Source organism: Halomonas sp. Mc5H-6 (assembly GCF_024124705.1).
Lineage (GTDB): Bacteria > Pseudomonadota > Gammaproteobacteria > Pseudomonadales > Halomonadaceae > Vreelandella > Vreelandella subterranea.
This window is the reverse complement of sequence record NZ_JAMXSI010000002.1, coordinates 455,884-474,327: the sequence shown is the minus strand read 5'-3', so window position 1 is coordinate 474,327 and position 18,444 is coordinate 455,884. Positions and strand designations below refer to the sequence as shown.

The 18,444-nt window shown below is 55.8% G+C and carries 20 protein-coding genes and 1 riboswitch; of the genes, 10 read left to right on the top strand and 10 right to left on the bottom strand.

Going from position 1 to position 18,444, the window contains the following annotated elements; all coding sequences use genetic code 11:
• Window positions 1–350: 350 nt before the first annotated feature.
• From NH395_RS05540 to NH395_RS05520, 5 genes are all read left to right on the top strand, one after another.
• Window positions 351–1,604, top strand: coding sequence for a permease (locus NH395_RS05540; RefSeq protein WP_253023016.1), 1,254 nt, complete (start codon window positions 351–353; stop codon window positions 1,602–1,604).
• A 134-nt stretch (window positions 1,605–1,738) separates the two neighbouring features.
• Window positions 1,739–2,560, top strand: a complete 822-nt coding sequence (locus NH395_RS05535; protein WP_253023014.1) for an aldo/keto reductase — start codon at window positions 1,739–1,741, stop codon at window positions 2,558–2,560.
• A gap of 37 nt (window positions 2,561–2,597) precedes the next feature.
• On the top strand, window positions 2,598–3,008 hold the full coding sequence (locus tag NH395_RS05530) for a hypothetical protein (protein WP_253023012.1): 411 nt from the start codon (window positions 2,598–2,600) through the stop codon (window positions 3,006–3,008).
• Entirely contained in the window at window positions 3,005–3,964 is a 960-nt protein-coding gene (locus tag NH395_RS05525; RefSeq protein WP_253023010.1) for an aldo/keto reductase, read from the top strand. The genes NH395_RS05530 and NH395_RS05525 overlap by 4 nt, the downstream gene beginning before the upstream one ends.
• Window positions 3,961–4,632 carry an MFS transporter permease gene (locus tag NH395_RS05520; RefSeq protein WP_253023008.1) on the top strand — a complete coding sequence of 224 codons (672 nt, stop codon included), beginning with the start codon at window positions 3,961–3,963 and terminating at the stop codon, window positions 4,630–4,632. The genes NH395_RS05525 and NH395_RS05520 overlap by 4 nt, the downstream gene beginning before the upstream one ends.
• A 58-nt stretch (window positions 4,633–4,690) precedes the next feature.
• Here NH395_RS05520 and NH395_RS05515 read toward each other — a convergent pair whose 3' ends face one another.
• From NH395_RS05515 to NH395_RS05495, 5 genes are all read right to left on the bottom strand, one after another.
• Window positions 4,691–5,059 (bottom strand): GNAT family N-acetyltransferase, encoded by a 369-nt coding sequence (locus NH395_RS05515; protein ID WP_253023006.1) that lies wholly within the window; start codon window positions 5,057–5,059, stop codon window positions 4,691–4,693.
• 106 nt (window positions 5,060–5,165) lie between these two features.
• The gene (locus tag NH395_RS05510; RefSeq protein ID WP_253023004.1) at window positions 5,166–5,504 is read right to left on the bottom strand and encodes a phosphotyrosine protein phosphatase; all 339 of its coding nucleotides are present in this window, start codon (window positions 5,502–5,504) and stop codon (window positions 5,166–5,168) included.
• A gap of 245 nt (window positions 5,505–5,749) precedes the next feature.
• Window positions 5,750–6,355: an outer membrane beta-barrel protein gene (locus NH395_RS05505; RefSeq protein ID WP_253022994.1), complete on the bottom strand. Its 606-nt coding sequence runs from the start codon at window positions 6,353–6,355 to the stop codon at window positions 5,750–5,752.
• Between the two features lie 338 nt (window positions 6,356–6,693).
• The gene (locus NH395_RS05500; protein ID WP_253022992.1) at window positions 6,694–7,461 is read right to left on the bottom strand and encodes a CPBP family intramembrane glutamic endopeptidase; all 768 of its coding nucleotides are present in this window, start codon (window positions 7,459–7,461) and stop codon (window positions 6,694–6,696) included.
• Between the two features lie 43 nt (window positions 7,462–7,504).
• Window positions 7,505–8,404 (bottom strand): LysR family transcriptional regulator, encoded by a 900-nt coding sequence (locus NH395_RS05495; protein WP_253022990.1) that lies wholly within the window; start codon window positions 8,402–8,404, stop codon window positions 7,505–7,507.
• A gap of 98 nt (window positions 8,405–8,502) precedes the next feature.
• Between NH395_RS05495 and NH395_RS05490 the strand changes: the two genes are divergently transcribed.
• Window positions 8,503–9,324: an SDR family NAD(P)-dependent oxidoreductase gene (locus NH395_RS05490; protein ID WP_253022988.1), complete on the top strand. Its 822-nt coding sequence runs from the start codon at window positions 8,503–8,505 to the stop codon at window positions 9,322–9,324.
• A 131-nt stretch (window positions 9,325–9,455) separates the two neighbouring features.
• Here the strand turns inward: NH395_RS05490 and NH395_RS05485 are convergent, their stop codons facing one another.
• The 4 genes from NH395_RS05485 to NH395_RS05470 form a co-directional block, all read right to left on the bottom strand.
• Complete coding sequence (locus NH395_RS05485) at window positions 9,456–9,770, bottom strand: HigA family addiction module antitoxin (protein ID WP_253022986.1); 315 nt, start codon at window positions 9,768–9,770, stop codon at window positions 9,456–9,458.
• Between the two features lie 13 nt (window positions 9,771–9,783).
• Window positions 9,784–10,065 (bottom strand): type II toxin-antitoxin system RelE/ParE family toxin, encoded by a 282-nt coding sequence (locus NH395_RS05480; protein WP_253022984.1) that lies wholly within the window; start codon window positions 10,063–10,065, stop codon window positions 9,784–9,786.
• 156 nt (window positions 10,066–10,221) lie between these two features.
• Window positions 10,222–11,181, bottom strand: a complete 960-nt coding sequence (locus NH395_RS05475) for a DUF6602 domain-containing protein (RefSeq protein WP_253022982.1) — start codon at window positions 11,179–11,181, stop codon at window positions 10,222–10,224.
• Between the two features lie 91 nt (window positions 11,182–11,272).
• Window positions 11,273–11,920 carry a HEPN domain-containing protein gene (locus tag NH395_RS05470; RefSeq protein ID WP_253022980.1) on the bottom strand — a complete coding sequence of 216 codons (648 nt, stop codon included), beginning with the start codon at window positions 11,918–11,920 and terminating at the stop codon, window positions 11,273–11,275.
• A gap of 330 nt (window positions 11,921–12,250) precedes the next feature.
• Between NH395_RS05470 and NH395_RS18460 the strand changes: the two genes are divergently transcribed.
• The 4 genes from NH395_RS18460 to NH395_RS05455 all read left to right on the top strand — a co-directional run bounded on the left by NH395_RS18460 (window position 12,251) and on the right by NH395_RS05455 (window position 17,165).
• Window positions 12,251–12,496, top strand: coding sequence for a phage integrase N-terminal SAM-like domain-containing protein (locus tag NH395_RS18460; protein ID WP_366065239.1), 246 nt, complete (start codon window positions 12,251–12,253; stop codon window positions 12,494–12,496).
• A riboswitch (TPP riboswitch) is annotated at window positions 12,462–12,617 on the top strand. It overlaps the preceding gene by 35 nt.
• Before the next feature lie 89 nt (window positions 12,618–12,706).
• Window positions 12,707–13,390, top strand: a complete 684-nt coding sequence (gene tenA, locus NH395_RS05465) for a thiaminase II (protein WP_253023083.1) — start codon at window positions 12,707–12,709, stop codon at window positions 13,388–13,390.
• A gap of 34 nt (window positions 13,391–13,424) precedes the next feature.
• On the top strand, window positions 13,425–15,314 hold the full coding sequence (gene thiC, locus NH395_RS05460; protein WP_253022978.1) for a phosphomethylpyrimidine synthase ThiC: 1,890 nt from the start codon (window positions 13,425–13,427) through the stop codon (window positions 15,312–15,314).
• Between the two features lie 180 nt (window positions 15,315–15,494).
• The gene (locus NH395_RS05455; protein ID WP_253022976.1) at window positions 15,495–17,165 is read left to right on the top strand and encodes a hypothetical protein; all 1,671 of its coding nucleotides are present in this window, start codon (window positions 15,495–15,497) and stop codon (window positions 17,163–17,165) included.
• Window positions 17,166–17,272: 107 nt separating this feature from the next.
• Here NH395_RS05455 and NH395_RS05450 read toward each other — a convergent pair whose 3' ends face one another.
• Window positions 17,273–18,352, bottom strand: coding sequence for an NAD(P)-dependent alcohol dehydrogenase (locus tag NH395_RS05450; protein ID WP_253022974.1), 1,080 nt, complete (start codon window positions 18,350–18,352; stop codon window positions 17,273–17,275).
• Window positions 18,353–18,444: the final 92 nt, after the last annotated feature.

The window sequence follows — 18,444 nt, the reverse complement described above, 5'->3', positions numbered from 1 at the left end:
TGATTCAACGGCGCATCTACAGTGCCAAGGCGGTTTGAAGGCTTAAGACTATCCGCTTTTTGCTTCTCGCCCACTTGGATGGGGAGCAATCACTTAATGCTTTGCTCGGCGGTCTCAATGACCAAGCACAACCCTTCACCTAATCAGGTAGGGTCGTGTCGTGACGCATTGTTATCGCCGACGCTACCCTCGCTGCTTACCGAACCCGACTGAACCACTCTCGGCCTCGCCGTTGGTCGGGTGGGTGATCCCGCCTCTGCAGCAACCATGATGATAGATGGCCACCTTTGTTGATTCGGCTAAACCTTGCTAGCTTTTACTAGGTCTGTGTTTAATCAACCGGAGCCAATATGGATTTTTTCAGCCTTTGGCATCAGGCTGCGCTTACCAGTACCGGTTATTTCTGGATGGCCCTTTGGGCATTCGTACTGGGTTATATCATCAGCAGCCTGATACAAGTGCTGGTAACGAAGGAACGTATGCAGAAAGCCATGGGCAAAACCGGCCCGCGCAGCATGGCGCTGGGCACCTTCTTTGGCTTTATCTCCAGTTCTTGCAGTTTTGCCGCCTTGGCCACCACGCGTAGCCTGTTCCAGAAGGGGGCTGGCTTAGCGCCCTCCGTTGCGTTTCTGCTCGCCTCCACCAACTTGGTGATTGAGCTGGGTATCGTCATCTCGATCTTCCTGGCGTGGCAGTTCGTGGTGGCTGAGTATATCGGCGGTATCCTGCTGATCCTTTTTGCCTGGCTTTTCATTCGCATCACCAACCCCAAAAAGCTGATTAAACAAGCCAGGGAGCGGCTGCATGATGGCGATGAAGAGCATCAGCATGGCGATCAGCAGGCGAGCTGGCAGTCAAAACTGACCAGCCGTGAGGGCTGGCAGCAGATCGGCATGACCTATGTCATGGAATGGCAGATGGTATGGAAAGATGTCTTAATCGGCTTTACCGTGGCGGGCGTGATTGCCGCCTTCGTGCCTGAAAGCTTCTTCCATGGGCTTTTTCCTGGCGCTGGCCAGACAGAAGGTGATCTGGGCTTTTTATCCCTGCTTGCTCAAACGTTGATCGGCCCTGTTGCGGCCTTTTTCACCTTTATCGGTTCCATGGGAAATATTCCCTTGGCGGCAGTGCTTTTCGGTAACGGCGTCAGCTTTGCGGGCGTCATGGCCTTTATTTTTTCGGATTTGGTGGTACTGCCGGTTCTGAGGATCAATGCGCAATATTATGGCTGGAAGATGTCGCTGTATATTCTGGCGTTGCTGCTTTGTGGGCTGGTATTTGTTTCCCTGATCATGCATTACGGCTTCGCGGCGTTCGGCCTGCTGCCGGATGCCACTACCGTCCAAACGGCAACGGAACGTGACCATTTCAAGGTGAATTACGGTTTCATTCTCAACCTGATATTCCTGGCCATATCCGCGGTGCTGGTGTTTTTCTGGTACCGGGCCAAACACGCTGATTCGGGCCATGGACATGAGCATGGCCATGAGCATCATCATGACCATGGCGGCGCAGGGGCAGGCACCTGGGTTCTGCGTAGCCTTGTCGTTATTGCGATGCTATGGCTGGCCGGCGGCCTCCTTGTGGCGCCACTGATGGCATAAGCGACTATTTTTTTGCTTTGACTGACTTGCGCACTGGGCTCGGTCGGCATCAGCGGCTCATTTATATCGCCTCGATGGTGGTCGATTCAGCTTGATGAGCATGCGTCGGAACAGCTTCACAACCGGGAAGAGATATGCAAACGATCGAACTAGGCGGCGTAAGCGTACCCCGTATCGGCCAGGGCACCTGGCATATGGGCGAAGATGCAGGGCAGCGGCAGGCGGAGGTCAGGGCACTGCGGGAAGGTATCGATCTGGGCATGACCCTGATCGATACCGCCGAGATGTATGCGGAAGGCGGCGCTGAAGAAATCGTTGGAGAAGCCATCCGTAACCGGCGCGATGAGGTGTATCTGGTCAGCAAGGTCTACCCACACAACGCCAGCACCCAGGGTGTTCAAGCCGCCTGCGAGCGCAGCCTGCGCCGGTTGGGCACCGACACTATCGACCTCTACCTGCTGCACTGGCGCGGCCAGTATCCGCTGATCGAAACCGTGGAAGCCTTTGAGCGGCTGCGCGAGCAGGGCAAGATCCTGCGCTGGGGCGTGTCCAACTTCGACACTGACGACTTTGCAGAGCTCGACGCACCCGCTTGCGCCACCAATCAGGTGCTCTACAACCCCGAAGCACGCGGCATTGAAGTCGACCTACTGCCCTGGCAAGCACAGCACAACATGCCACTCATGGCCTACTGCCCCATCGGCCAGGGCGGCGCGCTACTGCATGACGCCACCCTGCAACGCATCGCCGACAAACACCGCGCTACCCCCGCGCAAGTCGCCCTTGCCTGGTCACTGCGCCATCCCGGGGTGATCGCTATTCCCAAAGCCGTTAACCTGGATCACCTCAAACAGAACGCCAAGGCAGATACCGTCAGACTCGACGACGATGACCTGGCTCAGATTGACGCCGCCTTTCCTCCGCCAACCCGCAAGCAGTCCTTGCAGATGGTGTAAGGCCAGGCCGTCAACGGCCCAGCACTGGAGCGATGCCATGTCACTGCCCGCCCCACTCAATGCCTGGATACGCTTCCTCGCCCACCTGCTGTTCATCCTTGCCGCGTGGACGCTGTTCATCAAATACCTGTTCCCCGTTGGCTATGCGCTGGCATATGGGGAGCCCTGGGCGCGGTATATCTACTGGGATCTATGGCCAGTGGCCCACGCCTGGCTAGGCTGGGCGCTGCTCAAACAGCCTCGCTATACGCGTGCATTGGCGGTGGGTATGTCCGTTATTGAAATCCTCATCATCGGCACCCTGTTTGTGCGCTTCCTTAATGACCCCGAGTGGTCGATATGGCGCACCAACTGGTTTGTGAATAAGGTGTTTGTATTGACCTGCTTTGTGCTGGTGTTGGCGGCCACGGTGCCGATCCCCAAAAAATGGAAGGAGCGACCGCTATGAGCTATTGCATCAAGCACCGCATCAAGCATCACATCACGCGCCGAGAAAGCCTTACGCTCATCGGCGCCACGCTGGCCGCCACGATGTTGCCAAGCGTGCCGCTGCTTGCCAACACGGGTGGGATGCGTCAGAAGGCTTTTGCAGGTACTGATAAAACGCTGCCCGTGATCGGCATGGGCACCTGGCGAACATTCAACGTTGGCAGTGATCCGACGTTGCTCGATGCGCGCACCGAGGTGGTTAAGGCCTTTTTCGAGCATGGCGGCGGCCTGATCGACTCCTCACCCATGTATGGCTCGGCGCCGGACGTGATGGGCTATGCCTTGCAACAACTCGGCACGCCCGAGAGCCTGTTTTCCGCCGAGAAGGTCTGGAGCCCTGCCGGTGGCACCGCCCGAGAGCAGGTGGCGGAGCTGAAAGAGCGCTGGACGGTGGATCACTTCGACCTGGTGCAGGTGCACAACCTGACGGACTGGCGCGAGCACCTGGCCGCGCTGCAGGAAATGAAGGCCGGAGGCGTTATCGGCCATGTCGGCATTACCACCTCCCACGGGCGCCGCCACGACGAGGTGGAGCAGATCATGTCGTCTGAGGATATCGACTTCGTTCAGTTGACCTACAACATCACCCACCGCGAGGCCGAAAACCGGCTACTGCCCCTGGCGGAAGAACGCGGCATCGGCGTGATCGCCAACCGGCCGTACGATGGCGGCAGCCTGATCAAGGATCTCAAGCGTCGTGACGCGGCATTGCCCGAGTGGGCCAACGAGGAATGCGGCTGCGACACCTGGGCGGACTTCCTGCTGAAATTCATCGTCAGCCACCCGGCGATCACCTGCGCGATACCTGCCACCACCCAGGTCGAACATATGCGCGAGAACATGCGCGCCGGCCACTCTCCTATGCCCTCGACCGATGCCCGGCAGCGGATGGCTGATTATATCGAGTCGCTATGAACGCCTGGACAAGCTACCGGCTACAGGACTTTATTCCCTTCACGGCGGAGGTGTACTTCCGCCTGCTGGAGCGCATGAGCGAAACCTTCTGGCCGCTGCACCTGCTGACCCTCGCCCTGGGCGGCGCCACCCTGGCACTGGCGCTGAAACACCGCACGCGACTCGCCTGCCTGCTGCCCGCCCCGCTCTGGGCCTTTGTCGCCGTGGCGTTTTTCTTTCAGCGCTATGCAGAGCTCAACTGGGCCGGGGGCTATGTTGGCTATGCTTTCATCACCCAGGCCGGGCTGCTGATACTGATGGCGCTAACGGGGTGGGGAGTGGATAACGCGCCACGCGCAACAAATCCACCGGTTGCGATAGGCATCGCCATCGCCCTCTACGGCCTGATCATTGTGCCGCTGATGGCGCCGCTGAACGGCGGTTCCTGGTTTCAGGCAGAAGTGTTCGGCATCCACGCCGACCCTACGGCAGTGACCACGCTGGGGCTGACGCTGATCATGCTTCGGGGGTTCGCTCTCTGGATAGCCGCCATTATCCCAGCACTCTGGCTGCTCATTTCTGGCCTGACCCTGCAGGTGTTGGGTTCGACGGGCGCAGCAACGCTGTTCGCTGTGTTGGTGATTGCGCTGGTGGGGGTAGTTTGGAAGAGCCTTAAATCCAAGCGATAAGGTCTCAGCACCCGTACCGTTGACGCGGAGGCAAAGGAGCTGCTTACAGCGTCTGGTGTTAACTCTTTTTTATGAGAACAGCCTGGGTCTTTTCCCTACTGTAGCCCAGAGACTCATAAAAGAGGTGGGACTGCTCCCGAAGCGCGTTGGCCCGCACTCTGATAACACGGACTTTTCCTGATAGCCATTTTTCCGCTTCCAGAATCAATCCCTTACCAAGCCCTTGGCCTCTTGCCTCCCCGCTGACCACCAGACTAACGATCTCGCCCTTTATGCCCTCGGCCAAGCGCACATCGATAATGGCAGAAACACAGCCGAGAACGTTGCCAGCCACTTGCGCAACAAACACCTCCCCGCCCTGCTCGCGTACCAACCTTATATTGCTGGATAGCGTTTCTTCAGAGTGATCATAGCCAAGCTGATCCATCAGCAGAACCAATGCTTGGGCGTCTTGGTGGGTATACTTTCTATAAATTGTCTTAATGTATCTTTAGTGCCAGGGTAATTGTCGCCGCGCTTAGCCGAGTCTCCGGCTATATTTTGCCAGAAGATAATCTCACATACTCTGGCACCCTTTCCTTGAGCAAGGTGATGAGCTCCGGCTCCATGAACTCATAGTGATCGGGAATATCCAGGCAGACCAGCGGTTTCTCCTTCAACACGTCCTTGTACGTCCTTGCGACCTCATCCTGGTGGTGCTTTTCCATCACCAGAACGATATTGGCCCACTCAATCAAGTCCCGGGAAACGGGCGTTTGAGCATTTACCCCTGTGCCAGCCCCGATTGCCTGGATGCCGGGATAAGCTGAAAAGACACTTTCCGCCGTCGGACTGCGTAGCCTGTTTTCGCTGCAGATAAATAGAAGGTTCATAGGCGCTCCCTTGTTTACTGTATGTGCCAGCGACAATTTGCCAGAGACGTTGGCATTCATAACAGCACGATCAGTGCAAGTTGCATCGTAACGCGGCCGATAATGGTTATGAGCCTGAGCTAGACCAGCGCCTTAACGCGCTGACAGCGTACCGCCTGGAAGTATAGGAGGGTTGCGTGAGATAAAACGACAGCGCCGGGGCGAGCCCCGGCGCTGATATGGCACATGGCAAAACAAATTGACGGTTAGAAGCGGAAACCGGCTGATGCGGTAAAGGTATCGATCTTGTAGTCGCTGTCGAAGTCGTAGCGCTCGTATTCGGTACGGACCAGGAAGGGATCGAAGTTGAACTGCGCGCCGACACCATAGACCGGATCGGTACCATCCTGATCTTCAAGATCAACGCTAGCCCCGCCAAGGTTACCGTCCACGTCGGTTTCCCACTTGGCCACACCGGCCTTGGCGAAGGCGGTAAACCAGGAAGTGATGGGCAATTGACCGACCAGACTCGCCCCGTAGGCGTCGGATTCCAAATCGGTATTGGCGTCACTGTTACCCTTCAGGCGCGTACGACCCAGATCGGCATAGAAGATTTCGGTAGCGAAGTAAGGGTTGATTTCGTAGCCGACGAAACCTTTGAAGACGTTGTCTTCGTCATCATCCAGATCAAAGTCTTCAGCGCCATCGGAGATGAAATCGTCGACATCGTCGTCGTCATTCTCCAACGAACTGAAACCGGTACCGATGCCCAGATAGAGACCATCAGCATTGGGTGCAGCAAATGCCGACGGTGCCGCGGCGAGCAGAGCGGTAGAGGCAAACGAGGCGGTAAGTAGGGTTCTGAGTTTCACGGGTATTCTCCTTGTGACGACTTGCTATGAAAGATTCTATGAATCGTCATGGTACTGAAAGGCGGTCCTGCCTTGATTCACACCATGTGACAGTCGTTTGATTCACACGTATCAAACATAGGCAGAACACTGTTCGATAACAAGGAGGATTCAGTTACGGAAGGTAAGCTTTTGTTGTGAAAAACGCTTCTACCGGGGCGGTAGAGGCGTTTTAGTCATCGATTCCGCACTGAAAACGGTTTTTCTTTAACGTCGGCGATCAGCGGTACCGGATAGCGGCTCAGCTTTTGCGAAAGCGCAAGGTGTGACGCTTTTTAGCGTCCCCTGCAGTGCCATTGTCATGCCACTACAATGCTAACGACATAGCTCACCACATGCGCAAAGGCGTGAGCGATAATCGCCGCCTCCAAGCCGTATCGCCAAAAAAGGTAGCCGAAAAGTATGCCGAAGACAGTGTTCTCGCCGACGACGAACGCTACCAGGTCAGCCGTCAACGCCCCTACCTGCGCTGCAGCAGCTGGCAGGTGACCTGCGCCAAATAAGAGTGCGCTTACGACAATGGCGAACCAGATGTAGACGATCTGTGGTGTACCTTTTCGACGCTGCAAGAGTCGCCACGCCATCCAAACCAGCACCGTCATTAGCCCCCACCGTAAAAGCAACTCCTCCGTGATACCGCCATAGAGAACGCGGGCGACGAGTGGCAAGGTGAACGGCTGTTCCACGTCAGCAAGCTCCGCAGGGGCGTAGCCGCCAATCACAAAGAGCCCAAACCCTCCCAGCAACCCACCAAGAAGCCCGAGGAACAGTTGGGGTCGGAGTGCTGCGGCTACCGATTGACGGGTTACCACTGCCTCAAACGCGGGCGCACTGAGGCCAACCTTCGGTGCAAGCAACACCCCCAACCACACGACGAGCGCGACAAGGAGCCCGCTCTGCGCGATGCTCGCCGCCAACACCAACCACAAGGGTAAAGGGAGTGACGCGTCGCCCAACACCTGGGGAAGCACTGTAACGGTGAGGGCAACCACGCCGAGCATGCCTGCAAGGAACAGGAGCAAACCGAGCTTGAGTCGCGGAAATCTGATGGTGTCAATCGTAGTCATAGGCACATCCTGTGGCTCATTATCCCACGATAACCTTACCCCATTAACTCAACGAAACCACATCCCGCAGAGCATTCTTGAAGTGTGTGAAGGCGGACGTTTGCTGTCGGCGATTCGGATAGTAGAGGTAGTAACCAGCGAACGGCTCACACCATTCTTCCAGCACGCGCACCAGCGTACCAGAATCTATTTGCCTGCTAACGATGTCCTCGAGAATGTAAGTAAAGCCATACCCTTCGGTTGCCGCCGCAACCATCAAATCGCTGTCGTTGAAAATGGGGCCTCGACCAGGCTTAACGGCGAGGCTGCGCCCATCCTTTTCGAAATCCCAAGGTGATAGCTGCCCGCTGCGATTTCTGAAGCTGATGCAGGAGTGCAGGGACAGTTCAGAAGGTTGTTTCGGTGTGCCGTGTTGCGAGAGATAAGAAGGGGAGGCGACAACAGCGACCCGCATCGGAGGGCTGATTGGCATTGCCACCATGTCATTCTCAAGCCTTTCGCCCAGTCGGATGCCAGCGTCAAACCTGCCCGCGATGAGGTCAACGAAGTCGTTTTCGACGGAGACCTCGATTTCAATACCCGGATGCTGTCGAATCAAAGAACTCAGCGCCGGCCAGAGAATCGTGTCGGCCGCGTGTTTTCCGGCACTCACCCTGACCATACCGATCGGTTCATCGCGCAGGCTGGTGAGCAAATTGATTTCGTTGGTCACCTCGTCGAGCGCGGGCGAAAGTTTTGTCAGCAGACGGGCACCGGCATGCGTGGGCGACACGCTGCGCGTCGTGCGCGCCAGAAGCCTGATCCCAATGTCTTCCTCCAACCGCTTGAGCGTTTGGCTGAGCGCCGACTGAGTAACGCCCAGCCGCTTAGCGGCGCGCGTAAAACTGCCTTCGGCAGCGATGACGCGGAAAACTTCCAGATCGCCGAGCAGGCTTGGGCGCATTCGTTAGCTCTCCTTATAGACCCTATAACTGATAAGCAGGTTATCAGCATTTATTAGTGAGCATACTCTATAACAACATTATAGATAGGGAGCACCTCATGGCTAGAAACTGGCTCGTCACCGGCGCAAGCCGTGGATTAGGTCTGGAGATCGCCCGGGCGGCGCTTGCGGCTGGTGAAACCGTCGTCGCTACGGCTCGGTCTGCCAACGACATTACGGAAGCACTTGGACCAAACAGCAGACTACACGCGCTGGCACTCGATATTACGGACGAAGGTGCGGCCGTCGCCGTGGCACAGGAGGCAGTGGATCGGGTTGGCACGATCGACGTATTGGTCAACAACGCTGGCCAAGCACAGCTCGGCTGGTTCGAGACAATCAGCAGCGCACAAGTGCGACGTCAGTTCGAGGTGAATGTCTTCGGCACGATGAACGTAACCCGTGCTGTGACGCCACACATGCGTGCGCGCCAGTCAGGCCTCATCGTTACCATCTCCTCCGTTAACGGGCTGCTCGCCAACCCGGGAGGATCCATCTACGCATCGTCAAAATTTGCCATTGAGGGCTGGATCGAGGGATTTGCACAGGAGCTGGCACCCCTCAATATCAAATCGATGGTGGTTGAGCCGGGCATGCTGCGTACAGATTTCCTTGACGACAAATCAGCCGAGCACGGTGATATCGACGTTCCCGACTATGCAGAAGCGACCCGGCAGTTCCGCTCGTTTATCGCCGCCGCCAATCATAACCAGCCTGGTGACCCAGCCATGCTCGCAGAACGAATCGTCTCCCTCGGCATGTCGAACAAGCCACCCGCCCGTTTCGTCTTTGGTGACGATGCACAGGAATGGGCCACCGATAAGGTAAATCGCCTCAAAATGGAGGTCGAACAGTCAGTAAGTATCGCGAACGGACATTAAATCAATGGGATCAGAGTCATTGATTTTGTGACCATCTCCATTTTGTGAGGCAATGAGTGGTGAATGACCCGCCATCACCGGTGACAAAACCGCGGCGAAGCGGAGGGCTTGGCACCCAATACATAGCATGGTTATGCGACGTTTAATGGCTTAATCCGGTCAACTTCCTCTTTGACCGACTGGGCTGCCGTCCAAAGATCAATAGCGCGCTGTGCATTCAGCCAAAACTCTGGAGAGTTACCAAACAAACGCGCCAGCCGAAGTGCCATTTCAGGGCTGACAGCACGGCGTTCACGCAACAGTTCATTGACTGACTGGCGCGAGACGCCCAGAGACTCAGCCAGTCCTGCAACTGTCAGGTCATAGTCCGGCAAGAAATCCTCTCTCAGCATCTCACCAGGATGGGTGGGCTTGCGCTGCATACCGGTAGTATTAAGAATAGCCATATCATCACCTCACTCAGTGGTAGTCACACACTTCGACTTCAAACGCATCACCATCTTCAAAACGAAAACAGATACGCCACTGATCATTTATTGAAATTGCGTGCTGCCCCTGCCTGTTTCCCGACAGCGGGTGAAGGCGATTGCCAGGCGGCACTTTCAAATCCTCTAGCTGTACGGCCAGATCCACGTATTCAAGTTTTCTAGCTGCTCTCGGCGCAACATCCGCAGGAAATTTCTTCGACTTGCCCTTGGAGTAAAGTTCTTGGGTTCTTTTGTCAGCAAAGGATTTGATCATGAAACAAAGCGTATTGCGTCACGTGACGCTTGTCAATGAGGTATGGGAATGACTGCATAACGACAATGTTCAGCGGCCGGTTTGTGGAGTGGAGCGCAGCGTAGCAAACCGGTCCGGTGGAGGCCCGCCAGGGCCGGAACGAACTGCAACTACTTGTTAGCCTTGGTCTTCGACGAGTTCACCATTCTCAAAAACGTAAACGCCAGACTTGGACTTCATCTTACCTCCGCAATCAGGACAAGGCTCATCATAGTTTATACAGCCATTCACTGTAATGCTTTGTCTGCCAATATTAGGCTTAAGTTGAAGCGTCTTTTTGCACGACTCACATATAATCTCGATTCTTTTAATTTCTCGTGTTTTAGGTCCAGCTTTGGGGCTTGCCTCCGGAACAATGTAATGCCCCAGCAACGGATTATGACGACTTTGGGCAACTGATTTATATGTGTTAGTTACCCCACCAATAAAACCCAATATTTCATCAAACTCATCATTTGACTCAAATGTAACCCAGTATTCCCCGTTGTCATACCAATATTCACGGCCTGCAACGCATATCGCTCTAATGTGAACAGAGTCGTTCTTTTCTTTGTAAATCTTTTCGTACCGCTCGGATTCACTTAGATTTGTTCCAGAAAGGTCCGTATTTAGGGCGAAGACCACACTCCTAACTTTTTCTATTGAATGATGGCGATCTGAGCCATCTACGTTCTTAAGGCCTGGGAGATATCTAAATTCAGATAGAAGCTTTGCACTTTCGTGCGCTGTGACAAGCTCTTTTGAAGTGAGAGTCGTCTTTACTTCAATCGTATAAAGGACGGCTTCAACTGGAAATATTCCAGTAAATTTATCAAAAAGGATCGGGGGAACAATAGACTTATCGTAAAGAACAATATCTATTTGGTTCGACAGCCGACCAGCATGATTCTCAATTACTTGCCCGGTTCCGATACCTATATCGGCCGGCAATAATGGCCGAAATAGTTCGGAAATTAAAATCTCAAGAACTGAGCCTTTTACTCCTCTGTGGGTAAGAGTACTCGCCGCTCTAGCATTCGCGATTGCACCGGCCACCTTTGCTCTTAAGAACGCTTGATATTGATTTTTATCTGCCATGACATCCAAATCAAATTTTGGCCAACGCCCGGCTCACTCGACGGATTGGAGCCGCGAAGCGGCGGAAAACCGGTCGCTGTGCAGCCGATTGTTAAAAACGCCTACGCCAAGGGCGCTCTACTCCCGGAGTATTTTGGCACAGGTACTCAGTTAGCTCGTTATCGACATCCAGCGCTGTTGTTTCAACCTGCTGGCGATACTCTCTTAAATTGATGATGGTGACATAATGAGCATCCCTACCTTTATGGGCTATATCACCCCGGGATGACACGAAGTCGTTGATTGAATTTTTACCTAAAGTCCACCAACCAGACATCTCTGGAATACCGAGGAAACGGGTGTATAGCGGATCTAAGTTTCCGGACTTAGGAGTATTCAACCCTTGAAGAACCTCGGAAACATGGTTCCTGTACAGGTCTTTCCAGCCCTCGCCCGCCAACTCCAACGGCTTTAATTCGTGCTTTGACTCTTTGACGGTTCGGGAGAGTTCTTTCTGTACCGGTTTCGGCAGTTGCTTCGGCGAATCCAGTTTTCCCGTAAAGTAATTAACGCCTTCCATGAGTAGTTCTTCTATGTATAGCTCCCATGCAGCGCAGAGCATAAGAACTCCGCTGCGAGTAATATGCCCAAGTGCCCGCCGCCCTTTACCATCGTGATTAAGATGCCCATGGCTTTCTATGATGCGATCGACATCGATTAGCAAGTTGCTCTCGAATTTTTTAAAGCTTGATGACGGCATCAAGGACCCTTTTAACAGTGAATCTACACCCAGCTACAAAACATCAATGAATGCGACGGCACATTCATTGGTATTTTGTAGCCAACCATTTTGACTCTACCCCATTGATTCCCTTGAGAGCAAAGCAAAATTTGGCAGCATAGCCAAAATTCGCACGCTTGCGCGATTTTCTGTTTTCAATAAAACTGTATATAAAAACAGCTAAAGTCACATGGGTGCAATCTATGAAACTGATGGAGAGGGTGAAAGCTGCCCTAAGAGTCAAGCGCTATACTTCGCACTGAGAAAACTTATTGCTACAGGATTCGCTTTTTCATTCGTTTTCATAGTATGCGGCATCCCGCCACCATGACAGGCAATGAAGTGCGGCAATTTTTGGAATATCTCGCGATAGAAAGGCGCGCTGCTACGGAAAAACAGAACCAAGCGCTGAATGCCATCGTATTTCTTGACCCCCTTTTTAGATCAACCACTCGCAGAATGCGCTTCACCATTAGTCCCCCTTGCATCTCCCCCAACCGCCTCCTACACTCCGCTAACGAACAGCTTGACGGGGTGCCGGTGATATCCGGCTGAGATGGCGCAGGGCGAGCATTTTTGCTGCCAAGCGCTGGTCCCGCTGAACCTGATCCGGCTAATGCGCTGCTTAACATTGAGCAGCACGGGTACCGGCGTAGGGATCAAGCGATGGCCATGGCTAACTTTCTCCCACGATCGCAAGCCACCTTTCCGGGCCATTTCCTCGATCTCTCGCCTGCCCTCCGGATCATTACTACCGGAGGCATCATGGGCTACCGCTTTACCGATCTCACCACCGCCTGCCATAACGATTGGCGCGCCTACATCGAGCACGATTTTGTGCGTCAGTTGGGCAGTGCCACGCTGCCTGAAGCGTCATTTCGCCACTACCTGAAGCAGGACTACCTGTTTTTGATTCACTTCGCCCGCGCCTACGCACTCGCGGCCTATAAAAGCCCCACCCTTGCCGATCTTCGCCAGGCCCATGAAGGCTTAAAAGCCATTGTGGATGTGGAGTTGGGCCTGCACGTGGGCTTTTGCCAAGAGTGGGGGATTTCCGAGCAGGAGCTGGAAGCACTTCCCGAAGCCAGGGCGACGCTTGCCTACACACGCTATGTATTGGATACCGGCAGCCGCGGCGACCTGCTGGACCTGCACGTGGCGCTGGCCCCCTGCCTCGTGGGCTACGGCGAGATCGCCAACTGGCTGAACGACCAGCCCACCACAGTGCGCGGCGCGCAAAACCCCTTTGACGCCTGGATCGCCATGTACGAAGGCGACGAGTTTCAGGCCGCCATGCAGGCGGAGCTTGAATGGCTCAATACCCGCTTAGCCGATGTCACCCCCGCCCGCTTTGCCGAGCTGAGCAAGATCTTCCGCGATGCCACCCGCCTGGAAATCGACTTCTGGCAGATGGGTTTAGCGCTGATAGATGCCGACCTGACCCGCTAAGTCTTACCCACAACCACAACCAAAGGAGACCGAGATGAGCAAAACCAGTCATTTTTTAGCCGAAACCGCTCAGGTCGATGCCGCCGCCATTCAGCCGCTGCCCGGCTCGCGTAAAGTGTATGTCGAAGGCTCGCGGCCGGATATCCGCGTGCCGTTCCGGGAAATTTCGTTATCGCCGACCAAAACCACCGGCATTGATGAAGAGAACCCGCCGCTGCTGGTGTACGACACCTCCGGCCCCTATACCGACCCCGACGCTAACAATGACCTGCGCCGCGGCCTGCCGGAACTTCGCCGGGCCTGGATCGAAGAGCGCGACGACACCGAGTTTCTCACCGGCCCAACGTCAGAATACGGCAACCGCCGCGCCAACGACCCGACGCTGGCCCAGCTGCGCTTTGATTTAACCCGCACCCCGCGCCGGGCCAAGCCGGGTAAAAACGTTACTCAGCTTTACTACGCGCGCCAGGGCATTATCACGCCGGAAATGGAGTTTATTGCCATCCGTGAGAACCAGCGCCGCCAAGCGCTGGGTACGGCGGAAGTGGAGCGTATTCTGGGCCATCAACACAAAGGCCAGAGTTTTGGCGCCAGCTTGCCAGAAGAGATTACGCCGGAGTTTGTACGCGATGAAGTGGCTCGTGGCCGGGCGATCATTCCCAATAACATCAACCACCCGGAAAGCGAGCCGATGATCATTGGCCGCAACTTCCTGGTCAAGATTAACGGCAACCTGGGTAACTCCGCGGTGACCTCTTCTATAGAAGAAGAGGTGGACAAGATGACCTGGGGCATCCGCTGGGGCGCGGACACCATCATGGATCTTTCTACCGGGCAGAACATCCACGAAACCCGCGAGTGGATTCTGCGCAACTCGCCGGTGCCGATTGGCACGGTACCCATCTATCAGGCGCTGGAAAAGGTCAAAGGCGTGGCCGAGGACCTCACCTGGGAAGTCTTCCGCGATACGCTGATCGAGCAGGCCGAACAGGGCGTGGACTACTTCACCATTCACGCGGGCGTACTGTTGCGCTATGTGCCGCTCACCGCCAAGCGGGTCACCGGCATTGTCAGCCGCGGCGGCTCGATCATGGCCAAGTGGTGTTTGTACCACCACCAGGAGAGCTTCCTGTACACCCATTTCGAAGATATCTGCGAGATCTGCAGGCAGTACGACGTGGCGTTCTCCCTAGGCGATGGCCTGCGCCCCGGCTCGGTGGCGGATGCCAACGACGAAGCGCAAATGGCCGAACTCAAGACCCTGGGCGAGCTCACTCACATTGCCTGGAAGCACGATGTGCAGGTGATGATCGAAGGCCCCGGCCACGTGCCCATGCATCTGGTGAAAGAGAACATGGACAAGCAGCTGGAGTACTGCGACGAAGCGCCCTTCTACACCCTCGGCCCGCTGGTCACCGATATCGCCCCCGGCTACGACCACATTACCTCGGGCATTGGGGCGGCGATGATCGGCTGGTTTGGCTGCGCGATGCTCTGCTACGTGACGCCTAAAGAGCATCTGGGCCTACCCAATAAAGACGACGTCAAGACCGGCATCATCACCTACAAGATTGCCGCCCACGCGGCGGACTTGGCCAAGGGCCACCCGGCGGCACAGCGGCGGGATAATGCCCTCTCCAAGGCGCGCTTCGAGTTCCGCTGGGAAGACCAGTTCAACCTGGGGCTGGACCCGGACACCGCCCGGGAATACCACGACGAGACCCTGCCCAAGGACTCCGCCAAGGTGGCCCATTTCTGCTCCATGTGCGGGCCGAAGTTCTGCTCCATGAAGATCAGCCACGAAGTGCGCGAGTACGCTGCCGAACACGGCTTAGACGGCGATCAGGAAGCCATCATGAAAGGCATGGAAGAGCAGGCGGAGAAGTTTCGCCAGAAAGGCAGCGAGCTGTATCAGGAGGTTTAAATCAGCGGCCTAGCGAATAACGCGGCTGAGTAGGGTGGCTCTTGAGTGTTGACAAGCCTCAAGAGTCACTTTTTACTTAAGGAGAAGATCATAAATAAAATTATGTGTATGATTATCATTTACTGATTATTAAGGCCAACAACCACCTAAAACCAACACCATTCAAGGAACGAATCCCCGATGAAAACCCAACTTTCCCTGGCGGTTACCCTGATCAGCGCAGGCCTGCTTAGCGGCTGCAGCGATGACAACGCATCAACCGAAGCAGCGACGATGCTGAGTTATATTCCAGCTGATTCTCCTTACTTCATGGCCTCCAGTGAGGCAATGCCCGAGCAGGAAGCCTTTGATCTCTATCAGCGCTTTCAGCCCATGGCGAGCCTTGAGTCTGATCTGGATGAACTGCGCGCGACGCTGCCCGATATTGACGATGAAGCGTCGCGGTCAATGATGAAGCTGCTGATCGCCATGGGTGAAGAGCTCGACGGTGTTGAGTCACTGGATGATTTCCATGCGCTGGGCCTGAAGGTGAGCCCTCGCGCCGCCTTGTATGGACTGGGTATTTTGCCTGTATTGCGCATGCAGCTGCAGGATGAAGAGGCCTTTCGCGAAACGCTTCAGCGCATCCTGACCAAGGCGGAGATCACCCCCAGCACGGCCACCACCAACGGCACCGAGTACTGGGTCCTGACGCCCGAGGCGCCCGTCCAGGCGATCCTCGTCATTGAAGATCAGCAGCTGCTGATGTCGGTAGTACCGCAGGATGCCAGCGACGAGTTGCTTGCGCAGGTACTGGGTAGCGATTTGCCTGACAGCAGCCTTGAAGATTCTGGCGCGCTGGCAGCGCTTGAGCAACGCCATGACTTTACCCCTTACGGTGCCGGGGAAGTCGACTTTTCACGCCTGCTTAATGAGCTCAGCTCTCCTTCCCATGCAGGTACTCAGGCATTGATGGACGCCGTTGAGGCAGAGCAATTGGATCTGTCTGCCTGCCAAACCGATATTGACCGCCTCACCAGCCGCTTCCCCGGCCTTGTTATGGGCATGCGCGAGTACAATCAAGACCGCATGGAGATGAATGTCATCCTGGAAACCGATGAAGCGATCGTCAGTGACCTGCGCGCTCTGACCACTCAGGTGCCAGGTCTTGGCAGCACGGAGGGTATGGCCAGTTTCGGAATGGGCCTGAACTTACCCTTACTGCTTCAGACAGCCCAGAGATATGCCCAGGAAGTGCGTCAGAACCCCTTCAGCTGTGATGAGCTACAGGATTTGAATAGCGCCTGGAGAGACATCAACACGGCGATGAACAACCCGGCCACCATGATGATCGGGTCAGCGCTATCCGGCTTGAGAGCGCGCATCGACAGCCTGACAGTCACCGATGGCGAACCCAGTGGCAGCGGCATCCTGACCCTTGCCTCCCCCAACCCTATGGGGCTGGTGACGACCGCAGGTGCCTTCATGCCTGAATTCGGGGCGCTCGAACTTGAACCAGGCGGAGAGGCCAAGCAAATCGAAAGCATGATGCTGCCGCCAGAGACACCGACGCTCCATGCCGCCATGTCTGACACGGCCATTGCCCTGGGCGCAGACATCAGCGACCCGTCGTCACTGCAGAAAGCCCTGCAAGCCCCTGCGTCAGAGCGCGACCTACTGCTTCATGGTCATCTGACCGGCGAGTTTTATCATTCCCTGGCCGATGTCATGGAGCAGGTGCCTTCCGATGAGCTGGAAACGTCCGATATTGAAATGTTCAGACAGTATGCGGATATCTACAAGAACATGGAGTACTGGTTCAGAGTGGACGATGCAGGCGTTGAAATGAGTTTCTCGCTGGAACTGGACTGATACCTGGCGGCTATTGCCGCCAGCAATAAAACCCGCTGACAGTTATACAGATAACCGTTAGCGGGTTTTTCATTTATAGCCTCGTTGTTTTATACGGTGCCTGAAACTCAGGAGACCCCGAGCGCCACTTTCAAGACGCCGTCGCGCTGGTGGGCGAAAAGATCGTAGGCTTCGACGATGTTCTCCAGCGCGTAGCGGTGGGTAACCATGGGGCCCAGATCCAGGCGGCCGGCGGCGATGATGCTCATCAGCCGGCGCATGCGCTCTTTGCCACCCGGGCACAGGGAGGTAATGATCTTGTGGTCACCAAGCCCCGCACAAAACGCCCCCAGCGGAACCGTCAGGTCTTCGGAGTAGACGCCAAGGCTGGAGAGCGTGCCACCGGGTTTTAACACCCGCAAGGCCGACTCGAACGTCTGCTGCAGGCCGAGCGCTTCAATGGCGCAATCGACCCCACGCCCACCGGTGAGCTTGAGGATTTCATCCACCACGTCGACCTTGCGAAAGTCCAGCGTCACGTCGGCGCCCATCTGCTTGGCCATGGTCAAACGCTCATCCACGCCGTCAACGGCGATGATCATGCCCGCCCCGCGCAGCCTTGCACCGGCCGTCGCGCAAAGGCCGATCGGCCCCTGGGCAAACACCACCACGATGTCGCCAATCTTGATCCCTCCGGCTTCGGCACCGGCAAACCCGGTCGACATGATGTCGGGGCACATCAGTACCTGCTCATCGGTCAGGCCATCCGGCACCGGCGAGAGATTGGCCTGGGCATCCGGTACCAACAGGTACTCCGCCTGGGCGCCGTCGATGGTGTTACCGAAACGCCAGCCGCCCATGGGTTTGTAGCCGTGGCTGTGGTGGCCGCCATCCTGGGATGAACAGCCGTCCTGGCAGCCATAGGAGGTAAAGCTCGGGCAGATCGCCCCAGCGATCACTCGCTGGCCTTCGTGGTACCCTTGGACGTTAGCACCCAATTTCTCGATAACACCCACGGGCTCGTGACCAATCGTCAGGCCACGCTCCACCGGGTATTCGCCTTTCAGGATATGTACATCGGTGCCGCAGATGGTCGTGGTGGTCACGCGCATCAAGGCATCGTTGGGGCCAATCTCAGGGATCGGTTTGTCGTCAATTTCAATACGGCCAGGTTCAACAAAAATGGCCGCTTTCATCATGGTCGGCATGGGACGTCTCCTCGGTCGGAAGTCGAATCACCTGACCATTACGGCACACAAGACGACGCGCCATATTGCGCTGGATCAAACTTACCGCGCTT